Here is a 13,697-nt window from a genome sequence, read left to right on the forward strand (position 1 = left end):
AAATACAGGAGGTTCACGATGGATTTGATTTCCCAATATGATTCCTGCACGCTCTGTCCCAGGAGCTGTATGGTCGACCGCCGCACCGCTGGAGCGAAGGGCTTCTGCGGCTGCGGCGATACCGTCATGGTGGCCCGGGCGGCCCTTCACCAGTGGGAGGAGCCTTGGATCAGCGGAATCCACGGAAGCGGCACAGTATTTTTCACCGGATGTACCCTTCGCTGCTGCTTCTGCCAGAATTACCCCATCAGTCAGGAGGGACTGGGAAAGGAGATCACGGTCCGGCAGCTTGGCGATATCTTTCTTCGCCTTCAGGATGAAGGCGCTCACAATATCAATCTCGTCACCGCCACCCAGTATCTTCCCTCCGTCATCTCCGCCCTGGATCTCGTAAAGCCCAGGCTGTCCATCCCCATAGTCTATAACTGCGGCGGCTACGAACGGACAGAAGTGGTAAAAGCCCTTAAGGGCTACGTGGACATCTGGCTGCCCGATTTGAAATACTACAGTTCCCGGCTGTCCGCCCGCTACAGCAAGGCGCCGGACTACTTTGAAAAGGCATCGGCCGCCATTCTGCAGATGATCCGGCAGACCGGGACGCCCGAATTCACTTCCTGTCACGATCCGGAAAACCCCGATGCCCCCGCATACACGCTTATGAAAAAGGGCGTCATCATACGCCACATGGTGCTGCCCGGGGCGAAGGACGATTCCATGTTACTGCTGCACTGGATGAAGGAACATCTTCCGGAAGGGAAGTTCGATGTGAGCCTGATGAGCCAGTACACCCCATTTTATAAAAGCGGCGGTTTTCCGGAGATCAACCGCCGCATTACGTCGTATGAATACTATAAGGTAGTCGATACCGCCATTGAGCTGGGACTTGTCCATGGTTTTATGCAGGAAAAAAGCAGCGCAAAAGAAGAATATACGCCGCCTTTTGATTTAGAAGGGTTGGAAAGTACGATAAATGTATGATATGATGGTAATAATCCATAAAGTGTATGCTTCGGAAAGGACTGCCAATATGAACAGAAAAAGAACTTTACCAATAGGGAATGATGATTTTGCAGAAGTACGAAGAGATAACAGTTATTATGTTGATAAAAGCCTGATGATAAAAGACTTTTTGAGAATGAATGATAAAGTGGCGCTTATTGCCCGTCCCAGAAGATTTGGAAAGACCATTAATATGACAATGCTGCGGGAATTTTTTGATATTACAAAAGACAGCAGAGTAATATTTAAGAACCTGGCAATCATGGATACAGAATATGCCGATCAGATCAACTCCCGGCCGGTTATCTTTTTTACAATGAAGGATTGCAAAGGTATTACCAGTAATGAGATGCTGCTTTTTGTAAAACAACAGATATATCAGGAGTATTTCCGATATGAAAAACTACTAAAAAACAAACTTACGAAGGGATCGCTGGAGGCTGATGATTTTTATGATATGATTAAAATCCTGCGTAATCCACAGTCTCACCATGCGCTTTTTACGAACTCCATACGGTTGCTGACTCAGGTTGTGAGTAATGCATATGGCATACAGCCTATTCTTCTAATTGATGAGTATGATCAGCCGATTATAAGCAGCTATGAATATGGTTATCATCATGAGACCGGTGTATTTTTCTCGAATTTATATGGAAGCGCTATGAAAGGAAATCCGTATCTGGATCAGGCTCTGCTTACCGGCGTCCAGCGTATTGCGAAGGAAAGTATCTTTTCTCAGTTTAACAACGCCAGGGTATATACGGTGCTGCACAGACAATATGCCCCCTATTTTGGACTGACCGTTTCTGAAACAGAGACTCTTTTAGCTGAATATGGCTTAACCCTGGATGAATGGGTACAAAAGAAGTATGATGGTTACCTTTTTGGCGGCATAGAGATGTACAATCCATGGTCTATATTAAATTATGCCGATATAGGCTCATTGGATAACTATTGGATTAATACTTCTTCCAATTTCCTTGTAAAAAAGGCATTAAAAGCCGCAGATCACAGATTCTGGGAAGACTTCGACCGTTTAGCATCAGGCGAGGAAATCCCCGTTTGGCTTACATTAGAGACTTCTTATATAGAGAGGGACAGCAATTACAGTTTATGGGGGCTTCTTGTAAACTCCGGTTATTTAACTGCCCTCCGGCGGGTAGACGAAAATACAGCGGTAGTAAGGATTCCGAATGACGAAGTGATGTCTGAGTTTCAGGTGTTGATTTCCGAACTGGCCGGTGTTAACGGTCTTGATCTGAAGCGAATGCTTTCTTGTCTGGTAAATAGGGATATGAAACCGTTTTTTGAACTTTATCAGAATATCGTTATATCCTGCACCAGCTATATGGATGCGAAAGAAAATGCTTATCATATGCTGTTCCTGGGAATGTGTATCACGCTTCGTGGAGCCTACAGGGTAACCAGCAATATAGAGGCTGGATTTGGCAGGAGTGATATCACACTGGAATCGCTTATGCCCTCTCATAGTCATGTGATTATAGAATTCAAGCAGGGTGATGATTTGGAACGGTTGAAGGAGGAGGCACTGCAGCAGATTCTTGATCAAAAATATTATATAGGATTACAGGGAGATATTATCTGTGTGGGACTGGCTCACGATAAAAAAAGATGCGAGATGGTATTTAAGGAAATTCACTGCGAGGCAGGCAGGTTATCTGGCTAAAACAATCATCGGGCAGCAGTGGGTGGAGTAAATCCACCCACTTTTTGTACATCAGAAACCTAGCACAGCAGGAACCGGAATCCCTTTGCCGGTTCCACCGATACTGCCGTACCGTTCACCAGGAATTCTTCCGCGTCCCTCACCCGGATTTCCCCATACTGGCTGTCTGTAAACGCAGCGCTGCGGTCCCCGTTCCATTCGATTTCCATCTCTTTTAAGCTCTTCTGAAATGCCTCGAAACTGCCAAACTCTTCCTTCGACCCGCATTTTACAATCACGGCGTGGTTTAATCCCTGAGATACCAGTTCTTTCCCCGTGTTGGCTCCATAGGCCGTCATCTCATAACCGTTGGAAAACCAGCTTCCCAGATATCCGTCACCGGATTTTGCAAAGAACCAGCTGCCGTCGCAGGCATACGCTTCATACTCATAGACCGGCGCGTAGGCATGGATGTAATGTACGAGTTCGTTGGGATCGATGGCGAACACCATGACCGTTAAATTCCGGTACCGCTCGATCCACGGCATGGTTCCATTGCCGGCCCAGTAGCTGGGACGGTTTTCCCCGCTGAAGACCCGCTCTCCCGGATGATTGACATAGAAGATCGCCGGACGTTCCTTTCCGAATACCACATTCATCAGATGCTGCTGATGGCCGTGACGGAATGGCTTAAACCGTCTGACTCCCGCCGTTAAGTACTCTCTTGTCCGGTAAGTGTTGATCTTTACCCCTGCGATTCCCTGGTCGGTTTCCATGGCCACCCCCTGTCCTGGCTGAGGACGGCATTCCATTTCGTAGTCCTCCGGTTCGTAATCGCTGATGGCGTATAAACAGGTGGCATTGCCGTAATAGGTGCAGTAGCCTCTCCCCGTAGACACCCAGCTCACAAAATTCGGTTCGACCTGGAGCCGCGTCTTGATGGTCTCCTCGTAAATTCTTCCGTAGGTAGTATTCATCACACCCTCAAAGGAGTTAAATCCGATGACCTGCATGGTGAAATCCAGCGCCCTTTTAGCCTTCTGCCGGATTTCCTCATCGGGAGCGTTCAAATACAGGCTGAAAAATCCGATCAGATCGATGGGAATATAGGTTGCCGAATTCCACTCCGCGTAACCGTATGCAAAAAAGTTGTCGAACCATGCAAGCACCCGCTTCTTCCCGATTTCAGACTGCTCCGCTCCCGTTCTGCCGCTGACGGTAAATGTCTCTTTCCCGAAAATACAGCCCCAGAGATACTGGGAAACGTGGAACAGGAATGCGTGATTTTCGCTGAAATACCACATCACGTCATTTCCCGGTTCGTCGATCCAGTACCGGAAATTCAGCACCATCGCTTTGATCCGCTCCGCCTTTTCCGGTGTCAGAAGATTCCGGTAGCGGGTCATCAAGAGGGTAAATGGCGCGAGGCTGAAGTCCGCGCAGTCGTCGTGGCGCTCGACTTTTTTGCAGGCCAGATCAAAGCCCTTCTCCGCATTGCCGTTCCAGCCCTTTAACAGCTCCAGGGAGGTAATTACGGACTGGAAACCGATCTCGCCGTTCTTCACCAGGAATTCCAGGGCCTGCTGCTTCCTCTCCCCGATCGTCGCCGCCGGCTCCAGTACGATCCGGCTTTTCGGAATGATCCCGACGAATAAATTTCTCGGTACCACGTAGTTCCCCACCGTTAAGCAGGCGGAGATTCTTGAAAGCCGGATGCTGCTTTCCTCTGTCTCAGCAAATACCAGGTAATCCTCATCCTTTTTCAGCGTCATTTCCGAATGTTCTATATCGGAAAGCTGCATTCCGGTTCCGCAGGGACTTGAAGTTAAGTATACCCTGGTGTCGCCGTCCAAAAGCGTCCGGTCGTAGCAGAGCCGGACCTCTCCCTCCGTATACATGTCCTGCTGAAAATAGCAGCTCTTTAAGATTTCCTCCGCCTTTTTTATCTCCTCCGGCTGTTCGGTCACTTCCACACTGCCTTCCACCGGTATCCCGCCCTTATACCGCAGTTCAAAATAGAAGAAGACATCCCGTTCCGCCAGTTCATCCGCGTAAACCTTGATTTCATTAAGGCCTTTTTTCAGAAAAAGGTTCACCCGGGTGTGGCCCGCGATATTTCTGGTGTAAGGTGTATAGCAGGCCTGTTCCCCGCCATTCACCCACACTCTGACTCCGCCGCAGGTATAGAGATCGAACGGGTAGCTTCCCTCCTCCTCCGCGCGCACGCCCGCCTTCGCGTGGACGTATATGTAATGGGGCGTGTGAAGAAACGTGGATAAGTCAATTCTGTTATTCTCAAACGGGAAATAAAGATTCTCGTACGGGCCGTCATACCTGGCCGCCTTTTTGATCCTTTCTTCCTTTAAAAATGCCTCTCTGACCGGATACACCACCTGAACATAGGATTCCTCCATGTTCACCTCGGCCTCAAAGGATTTCTTCGGGGAATGGAATGGTTCCTTCCCCATGGCTGTCACATTCCATCTGCTGATTGTCTCGTCATATCCGATCTGATACGTTAATTCCATGATTTTTTCTCCCTGAATGCAGTACTGGGATATGAAAGAAGCTTTCATATCCCATGTGCCTGATGATAAGTATTCAAAATAAACTTTCGCTTACTCATGAACTCCTGTAAGATTCTCCAGGAACTGAGTCACTACGTAATCCATGACGCCGTCCGCGTCAAGCTCGCCTGCGATCGCCCGGTCGAGTGCATCGCGCAGTGCGTTTCCTGTATTTTCACCGCTGTGCTCCTGCTCTGTGATGGACTGGTCATACTGAGGCTGTTTGATCGACTCTGCGATTTCCATGTTGAAAATATTGATTCCTTCGATCTCGTAGTCTACTTCTACGTCCTTCGTTCCCGGCAGATAATTGCCGGTCTGGCAGTAGAGGGAGTAATTCTCCGGCTGATAGAACCATTCCAGAAACTTCTTCGCCTGGTCCTCCATACCTGAGCCATCGAATGCATACAGCCAGTTGCCGCCCAGGCAGGTTGCCTTTTCCTTCTCATACGGCATGAGAACAGGCGTCCACTCGAAATCCTTAATATTCTGCGTATAATCTGAGATAACCCAGTTGCCTGCCATATGGGCCGCTACCGTACCTGTCTTAAATACGTCCTGTGCATTCTCTGCGCCGGTACCGATGGATGCCTTGGAAATGCCGCCCTCCTTAAACATATCGAGGAAGAATTCCACGCCCTTTTTCGTATCTTCACTTCTGAAGGTGACCTTTGTCGAGTCGTCCGGATCGAAATACTTCATGCCGAACTGATAGAGCACGGTTCCGGAGCGCTGCTGAGAGTGGTCTATCACGAAAGGAGTCGTGATCTTCTCATTCTTTTCCGCTACCTCTTTTACTGCCGCGGAGAACTCGTCCCATGTCCAACGTTCCTCTGATGTGGTCGGATAGGAAACTCCCGCCTCATCAAAGGCCGTCTTATTGATAACCATACCTACTGCCGTATCATTTACATCTGTACCGTAAAGCTTGCCGTTCCTGACGCCGCTTCGGTTGAAGTTGTCCGGATCAAGGGAGGTGTCGTCCAGCGGAAGTACGTAATCGATATACGTATCGAAGTTTGACATCTTGCAGATCGCCGGCAGATTACCTGCCTTAGCACGGTTTTTGATCTGCGTCTCCATATCGGCGTATGCAATCTCATTGACAAATGCGCTCACGCCCTGGTCCTTGTGCTCCTCGTTGAACTTTTCTACGACAGCCTTCATCGCACCGCCTTCCAGCGTATCGTCGGCAAGCAGAATCTCCAGTTCCACATTTCCTTTTTTTGCGGACTCTTTGCCGGAGCACGCTGTCAGCATGATCATTCCTGCCAGTGATAAACACACTGCGCCTGTCAGTAATCTTTTTCTCATGAATCTTTTCCTCCTGATTTTTTCATATGATTTGATGTTTTTTTCATTGATTTTTTCTCATTGCTCTTTTTACTGCCGATGTCTTTCGCGGTTATCCCTTAACACCGGACGACATGTTGGCGTTCATAATCTGTTTATTGAAGACGATAAATACGATCAGAATCGGAATCATGGAGAGAACCGCTGTAGAGAGCAGAACCGTCCAGTTGACCGCCTCCGCACCGGACAGCGTCCTGAGTGCAAGCTGAAGCGTATATTTCTTCGGATCACTGAGTGCGAGCAGCGGCCAGATATAGTCGTTCCATCTCCACTGGAAACTGAAGATCGCCAGAATCGCTATCTGCGGTTTACAAATCGGGAGCATGATTCTCACAAAGATGGATCCTTCATTGGCGCCGTCGATCCGCGCTGATTCCATAAGCTCTGTCGGTACCGTGATAAAGAACTGCCTCATTAAGAATACGCCGGTCATGGTTCCTACGGTCGGTATGATGCAGCCCCAGAGGCTGTTGTAAAGGCCGAGGGTATTCAATACGGTAAAGCTTGGACTCATAATGACCTCGGTCGGCAGCATGGTCGTCGCGAGCAGACACATAAACAGGACATTCAGCCATTTGTACTTATATTTTGCCAGCGCGTATCCGCACATACAGCTCATTAAAACGGTGATAACCGTGGCAACCACAGTGATAAATGCGGTATTGCTGGTGTATCGGATTAAATCAAACTGCTGAAGCGCAGTCGTGTAATTCTCCAGTGTAAAATGCTCCGGCAGTATGGTCAGCGGATAATTAAATAATTCCGATCCATCCTTAAAGGAACTGATAATCAGCCATATGACCGGGAAAATCCAGAGAATGGCGAAACCAAATGCGAACACATATTTTAAAACTTTATTTGTAGTTTTCACTTTTCTCCACCTCCCTAATCATTGCTCTTGTCGCTGACCTTCGTCTGTACGAAAGAAAGGATCAGCAGGATTACAAACAGCACCATGGAAACGGCACTCGCGTATCCGACCTTGTTCTTGGTAAAGCCGGTTGTGTAGATATACTGGATCATGTATGTCGTGGCCGTACCCGGACCTCCGTTCGTAAGGGTCTGCACCATGGCGAACACTTTGAAGGAGGAAATCACGGAGAGAATGATGACCATGAAGGAAACCGGTTTTAAATGGGGCAGAATAATATGCTTGAATGACTGCCATTTGTTTGCCCCGTCTAAATTTGCCGCTTCCAGCAGCTCTCCCGGAACCTGTTTGAGCGCCCCGATGAAAATCAGCATATTCGTTCCGCATCCGGACCAGATGCCCGCAATGATCGTGGTAACGAAGGCGGCCGTCGGATTTGTCGCCCATTTGATTCCATCCAGCCCGATACACTGAAGCAGGTAGTTGATGAGGCCGAAGCTCTCGCCGAAGATCCATCTCCAGGTAAGACCGACCATGATGGTCGAAAGCAGGATCGGCCAGTAAATCAGGATTCTTAAGATCGTAATGCCTTTGATTTTCTCTGAGGAGAGTAAAAGTCCCAGCCCCAGCGCCACCGCGTAGCCCAGAGGCACGGAAACGATGGAATAAAGGATCGTCTGCCACAGGGTCTTATAGAATTCCGGATCCCGAAACAGCTTGATGTAATTGCTCAGCCCGACGAAATCCATCTGCTTAAACCCATTGTAATTGGTTAATGAGTACCAGACACCTACTATCGCAGGCGCTACGAAAAATACCAGAAAGAACAGGATATTGGGCAGACAGAAACCAAATGCCCAAAGCTGGCGCGTGTCCCTCTTCTTTCTTCTGGCAGGCGCAGCCCCCGCCGTGTTCGTATTTGCCATTATTTTACCTCCCTTGTCAGCTCTTTTCTCGCTTCAATCAGATACAGGATCGCCATCGCCTGCCCGTAAGGCATCGGACGGATCTCAATGTCCTTGTAAAACTGCTTCTCTTCCCTTCCCATCGGGGTTCCGTAGGATACCTGTCCTACCACGCCGTCCTCGCTGATGTAATCCATCACAGCTCCCAGCGGCTTCATTCCGCATTCTGCAAAGGATTCATCGATCAGTCCCATGTGGGCCGCCTTCAGCATACCGTATGCAAAGCCGGTCGTTGCGCTGGTCTCCAGATAGGAATCACTGTCGTCGATCAGCGTATGCCACATTCCGTTGTCCGCCTGGTAGGTCTTTAAGGCTTCCACCTGGTTTAAGAGAGTCTCGGTCAGGAGCCTCCTGATCACCGGCTCGCAGTCGTCTCCCAGGATCCCGATCAGCTCCGGAATCGCGATCGTAACCCAGCTGTTGCCTCTTCCCCAGAGCCCTCCGGCGAAATTATGCCTGCCGTTGAAGGTCCAGCCATGGAACCACAGCCCTGTCTTCCGGTCCTCCAGATATTTTTTGTGGAGTTCGAACTGATACTGGGCCTCCTCGATGCACGCCCTGTCATTCATCATTTTCCCCATTCTGGCAATAAAGAGAATGGTCATAAACAGAGTGTCGTCCCAAAGCTCCTGTTCATTCAGCGTATCGGAGGTGAGATGCTGGAATCCGCCTTCCTTTGTTCTCGGAAGCTCGGTCAAAACCTTTTTAAGCCATTCCCTGCAAGTCTCCCAGTAAGTCTCATTCTTTGTGTATTCATACAGATATGTAAGTGTCAGCATGGGTGCCGTGGTGTTGATGTTGCAGGATGGAAGGCCGTCGGCAATCCGCTCATCGTAATACCGTTTCAGCATGGCAAGCGCCTTCTCGTCCCGATTTTCCTCGAACTGCTTCCAGAGCCCGAACAGCCCGACTCCCTGAGTCCATTCCCAGAAACGGTATTTCTGTACGTCGTCTCCCGCCAGGTTATCGGTTTTCATGTTCTGAAGGAAAATATCATCATCATCGTAAAGAACTTTTTCAAATCCATTGATGAGACATTCCAGTTTTTCTGTAATTTCCTCCAAAAGCATGTCTTTCTTTTCTTCCAGATTATTTTTCATCATCATCTCGCTGTCTCCTTAATCTATCTATATTATATAGCCAATCATTCTGGCAAGCTATGCAATTATTGTTAGAAATAGAGTAAAAGTATTGCATATCTTGCTCAAAACGGCTATTATGAATATTTCCGTTCGCCGCCCGCTGTCAGTCTCCGCTGCGCGGCCTGCTCTGCCGGCGGCGAACGGAAACTATTTTACACAAATTTTAAATACTTTCTCCAGTGGTGTATACTCATTGCAGTACACCGTAAATCCGGAGTCGTTGACCTCTTCCCCGGAATAATGTCCTTTAAACTCATGACTTCCAAATCCCGGGCCCATAACAAGCTCTCTGTCGCCGTCCTTCACCTGTAAACAGCCATCTCGCAGAATCATGCCGCTTCCGGCCTCTGCCTTCATATAAAAATGTTCATTTTCAACCGTTGTCCCCGCGGGTATGCAGATCTCCAACCGGAGAGGAAGCCCCTTTAAGCCGTCCGCCTTCAAATGAAGTTCCAGACCCTCGGGAAGTTCCCGGATCTCCAGCCTCGTGTTCAGCCTTTCCGGAAGCAGCTTCTTCCTCTTCGTCTGGTCCATCTCCCACCAGTCGGAGGTGTTCTGAGGCTCGTTAAAGTGAAGATAGTACCAGGAATCAAACGCTTCGCTCAGCACGCAGCCCTGTTCGTTCACTTCCATCGTCTTCGGGACGAAATTCCGCTTCTCGCAGCAGCTCTCGCCGATCTTCACACAAACAGCCGTACTTCCCGTCTTGAAAAACAGGAAGGAACTCTTTCCATTCAGAACCGTATAGGTATACTCCTCTTTTTTCACCCGGAGAACGCCCGAGTGTCTGAAGTATTTCCGGTAGGATTCCGCAAATCCATATCCCGTAAATTCATGCTTCATCATCTCGTCGTGTGTCATAATTACCGGGAAGCAGTCCGGCGCGATATCCCCGCGTTCCATATTATCCTTCACGATCTTATGCGCCGCACTATCGAAGACCCCGTCGTCCCCCAGACAAGCCGCATATAAGTACTGGTAAAAGTACTTGTCTGCATATTCGGCCCTTCCCTTATCCTGACGGGACGAGTTCTGTGTGAAAATGGTATCGTCCGGGTCGATATAGAGAAGCATCATATTCAGATTTTTTCTTGCGTAGTCGTAATAAAGCTCCTCGCCGGTCTCCTGTCCAATGGCAAACATGGCGTTATTGACAACGGCATTGTAATTACCGGTGGAACGCTCGGCATACTCGCCGTCCTCATCCTCATCGACTCCCTCGGCCAGATACTGAGCCGCCCGTTTTTTAAGGCTGTCTGCGAACGCCTCGTCCTCTGCGAATAAGTTAGCTCCCTGCATAAGTGCCGCGGTTATGCCCCATCTGTGATTTGGCGTGTGGAATCCGCCGTCACGGATTGCCTTTAACGCGTCATGCATGATTACGAGATATTTTCTCTTCAGAACCTCTGTCCTGTCTCCGTCGGTTCCATATTTTTCTAACAGACGGTATCCCAGGATCAGCCTCTTGAAGCAGAAGGAAGTATCGGCGGCGGACTGGAAGTTACAGGTAGGATAATCAAACGATCCATTTTCCCGCTGCATTCTCCGGACAAAGCCGCATGCCAGATTGATCGCGTCAAACAGTGCTTCGTTCCGGTAAAATCTGCTGTCTTCCTTAAAATAAACAGACAGCGCCGTAGCCATATGGTAGATGGTCGTCTTCGCCTCCGCCACATCACCATGCATCCCACCATACTGGAGGCTCTCCGGATTCTTATCCTGGCTTCTTAAAAAGTGATCGGTTCTGATCTCGGCGCCCTTCATCAGGTGTTTTATATAACGTTTCATTTCACATTCCTCCAAATATATTTTTGCAGTGCTATGTAACAGATATTAAATCCGACCATACAGGCTGGCAGTATCATAAAGCTTAACCGGTATCCGATCGCCCCTGTAATCACCCCGAAGAACAGGTTGAAAACAATATCCGCAACCGTCGCCACGCTGATAATCGCGCCTGTTCTGGTCGCCACTACCCCAGCCGGATAGATCTGCTGAATCAGCAGTACCATGGTCGGGTAGAGCACGGAAATTGCCAGACCGGATATGCTTAGAAGCAGAATTCCATTTTCCCCGGTCAAAATGCCCGCACAGAACAGCAGTGTTCCCACCGTTCCAAAGATCCGGATACTTTTCACCGTTCCCATTTTCTGGACCACCGGCGCAAAAATCAGCCGCCCGGCCGTCATTCCGCCCCAGAACAGGGATAAGTAAACCGAGGCTTTGCTGCTTGGAACCTGGAACGCCTGAATACAGTACGAGAAGAGCCAGTTCATGATTCCGTGCTCCCCAATGAAGTAAAAGCCTATCATGGTGCACAGGAGGATGAATACTGCCGGTTTGGGATTCGCCTGCATGGTGGGGGCTTCCGATTTGACTTTGGATTGCAGGTGTTCCGGCTGCCTCTCCCCACCCAACGGAATTAAAATAAGGAGGAAGCCTGCGGCCGCTCCGATCAGCAGCAGAAGGATGCTCACACTCTTAAACCCAGGATAGCTGAGACCATACCGTCCCAGCACAAACTGGCTGCCGCTGGTTCCTATTCCCTGAATAAAGAAGAAAATATTCACCATCAGCCCCGCATATCCGCTGAAAACCACCGGCGTTAAAATATTGACTGTGGTATTTAAAAGTGTCGATGCTCCCAGCGCAAAAAACATGGAGATCAGAATGCAGATATAGCTGTCGGACACCACGTTTAACAGCATGGACAGTACCCAGATTGCCGTCACTGACAGTACCACCGTTTTCCGCCCAAACGTATCCAGAAGCTTTCCGCCCAGACTCAGAAACAACAGGTTTCCCACATAGCTGATGGTAACAATCATGGACAGCTGGGTATCGCTGAGCGCATACCGGTTCTGAAACACAGGGGCGAATATACCTCTGAGGGAATCGCTGGAACCCAGCCCGAACATCAGAACCGCAAAACACAAAAATGGAACTGCTTTTTTCCACGTCTTCATTTATTTATCCATATCCTCCCGCTTTTCGATCTGTCTTATTCTCTATTTCATAGTAGAGTATATAGAAAATGCGAAACAATATCTATTCCCTTCTTGCTCTTTTTTTCATTTTTATATTACATATTTTGCTTTTTTCCCCGATTTGTAGTAAAATAGAATCAGAAGAAAAGGAGAAATTTTATGATGAAACCATACTCTGATTCCGTCTTAAACTACGAAAAGGGGTTTTCAATCATCATCAATGAACTGAAAACCCCAGTGGAAAATTCCATCTGCTACTATTTTGATTACGATGCGCGTTCCTACTCTGTAAACATGTCTTTCCCGCATATGCACATGTTTTACGAGATCATGATTCTCTTAAGTCCGAAGGCGTATCATTTTATCGCAGGAAAACCTTACTCCATCATAAACAATGATATCGTCCTGCTGGCTCCGGCCATCCTGCACCAGACGGAGTACTTACCGGGTCCTCCCAGCGACCGCATCATCATCAATTTCATGGTTCCCAAGCATCTGCTGCTCCACCCGGAAGGATATGACAGGATTCTATCCATCTTTAACGATCCGGTCCCGATTTTCCGTTTTGACTTAGAGCGCCAGAAAACGCTGTTCCAGCTCATCAACCAGCTTACGGAACTAAGCCATACCGTAGAAGATCCCGCTGTCAGAAATATGATGATCAACAACAAATTCACAGAATTTTTGTTCACGCTCTACCAGATGCGGAACGAAAATCTCTATGAATACAATTCCGAGAGAAGCATCAAAGAGAAAATATATACCATCACCAACTACATACAGACGCATTATAACGAGGATCTCTCACTGGCGTACCTGGCCGACAAATTTTTTATCAGCTCCTTCTACCTGTCCCACCAGTTCAAGCTGGTGACCGGCTTCACCGTCGTGCAGTACATCCAGCAGACCCGCGTCAAAAACGCCCAGTACCTGCTGCTAAACACCAGCCTAAAGATCACCGACATCGCGGAAAAGATCGGTTTCTCCAGCTTTTCCCAGTTCAACCGAGTCTTCCACCGATTCTGCAGCATGTCGCCGTCCGATTATAAGACCTTTTATAATGAGAATGCGATGCGGGTGAATGCGCCGATGATGTCAACGAAGAGTAATTTATAGTGAGAAAAGCGTGGGAATACCGTTTGGAGTT

10 protein-coding genes are annotated in these 13,697 nt (G+C 48.5%); 3 read left to right on the forward strand and 7 right to left on the reverse strand.

Annotation, left to right across the window (positions count from 1 at the left end; translation table 11 throughout):
• Nucleotides 1-18 precede the first annotated feature (18 nt).
• Nucleotides 19-978, forward strand: a complete 960-nt coding sequence (locus tag DFR60_RS01490) for a radical SAM protein (RefSeq protein WP_110321296.1) — start codon at nt 19-21, stop codon at nt 976-978.
• Nucleotides 979-1,027: 49 nt separating this feature from the next.
• Entirely contained in the window at nt 1,028-2,686 is a 1,659-nt protein-coding gene (locus DFR60_RS01495) for an AAA family ATPase (RefSeq protein WP_167437477.1), read from the forward strand.
• A gap of 59 nt (nt 2,687-2,745) precedes the next feature.
• On the opposite strand, the gene DFR60_RS01500 is transcribed toward DFR60_RS01495, so the two are convergent.
• The 7 genes from DFR60_RS01500 to DFR60_RS01530 form a co-directional block, all read right to left on the reverse strand.
• Nucleotides 2,746-5,193 (reverse strand): hypothetical protein, encoded by a 2,448-nt coding sequence (locus DFR60_RS01500; protein ID WP_110321608.1) that lies wholly within the window; start codon nt 5,191-5,193, stop codon nt 2,746-2,748.
• 90 nt (nt 5,194-5,283) lie between these two features.
• Nucleotides 5,284-6,546 (reverse strand): ABC transporter substrate-binding protein, encoded by a 1,263-nt coding sequence (locus DFR60_RS01505; protein WP_110321298.1) that lies wholly within the window; start codon nt 6,544-6,546, stop codon nt 5,284-5,286.
• 91 nt (nt 6,547-6,637) lie between these two features.
• Entirely contained in the window at nt 6,638-7,456 is an 819-nt protein-coding gene (locus tag DFR60_RS01510) for a carbohydrate ABC transporter permease (protein ID WP_110321299.1), read from the reverse strand.
• 14 nt (nt 7,457-7,470) lie between these two features.
• Nucleotides 7,471-8,382, reverse strand: a complete 912-nt coding sequence (locus DFR60_RS01515) for a carbohydrate ABC transporter permease (RefSeq protein ID WP_055656236.1) — start codon at nt 8,380-8,382, stop codon at nt 7,471-7,473.
• Entirely contained in the window at nt 8,382-9,527 is a 1,146-nt protein-coding gene (gene bglB / locus DFR60_RS01520; RefSeq protein WP_110321300.1) for a beta-galactosidase BglB, read from the reverse strand. The genes DFR60_RS01515 and bglB overlap by 1 nt, the downstream gene beginning before the upstream one ends.
• 183 nt (nt 9,528-9,710) lie before the next feature.
• Nucleotides 9,711-11,351 carry a hypothetical protein gene (locus DFR60_RS01525; protein WP_110321301.1) on the reverse strand — a complete coding sequence of 547 codons (1,641 nt, stop codon included), beginning with the start codon at nt 11,349-11,351 and terminating at the stop codon, nt 9,711-9,713.
• Nucleotides 11,348-12,529, reverse strand: a complete 1,182-nt coding sequence (locus DFR60_RS01530; protein WP_110321302.1) for an MFS transporter — start codon at nt 12,527-12,529, stop codon at nt 11,348-11,350. Before DFR60_RS01530 ends, DFR60_RS01525 begins: the two co-directional genes overlap by 4 nt.
• A gap of 180 nt (nt 12,530-12,709) precedes the next feature.
• On the opposite strand from DFR60_RS01530, the gene DFR60_RS01535 reads away from it, so the two are divergent.
• Nucleotides 12,710-13,666 (forward strand): helix-turn-helix domain-containing protein, encoded by a 957-nt coding sequence (locus tag DFR60_RS01535; protein WP_110321303.1) that lies wholly within the window; start codon nt 12,710-12,712, stop codon nt 13,664-13,666.
• Nucleotides 13,667-13,697 lie beyond the last annotated feature (31 nt).

It is taken from the genome of Hungatella effluvii, assembly GCF_003201875.1.
Classification (GTDB): domain Bacteria; phylum Bacillota; class Clostridia; order Lachnospirales; family Lachnospiraceae; genus Hungatella; species Hungatella effluvii.

What these genes read in the sequence shown, in the direction of transcription:
- DFR60_RS01535 (WP_110321303.1), top strand. Translation starts at nt 12,710, where the DNA reads ATGATGAAACCATACTCTGATTCCGTCTTAAACTACGAAAAGGGGTTT.
- DFR60_RS01500 (WP_110321608.1), bottom strand. Translation starts at nt 5,193, where the DNA reads ATGGAATTAACGTATCAGATCGGATATGACGAGACAATCAGCAGATGG.
- DFR60_RS01525 (WP_110321301.1), bottom strand. Translation starts at nt 11,351, where the DNA reads ATGAAACGTTATATAAAACACCTGATGAAGGGCGCCGAGATCAGAACC.
- DFR60_RS01505 (WP_110321298.1), bottom strand. Translation starts at nt 6,546, where the DNA reads ATGAGAAAAAGATTACTGACAGGCGCAGTGTGTTTATCACTGGCAGGA.
- DFR60_RS01530 (WP_110321302.1), bottom strand. Translation starts at nt 12,529, where the DNA reads ATGAAGACGTGGAAAAAAGCAGTTCCATTTTTGTGTTTTGCGGTTCTG.
- DFR60_RS01515 (WP_055656236.1), bottom strand. Translation starts at nt 8,382, where the DNA reads ATGGCAAATACGAACACGGCGGGGGCTGCGCCTGCCAGAAGAAAGAAG.
- bglB (WP_110321300.1), bottom strand. Translation starts at nt 9,527, where the DNA reads ATGATGATGAAAAATAATCTGGAAGAAAAGAAAGACATGCTTTTGGAG.
- DFR60_RS01495 (WP_167437477.1), top strand. Translation starts at nt 1,028, where the DNA reads ATGAACAGAAAAAGAACTTTACCAATAGGGAATGATGATTTTGCAGAA.
- DFR60_RS01490 (WP_110321296.1), top strand. Translation starts at nt 19, where the DNA reads ATGGATTTGATTTCCCAATATGATTCCTGCACGCTCTGTCCCAGGAGC.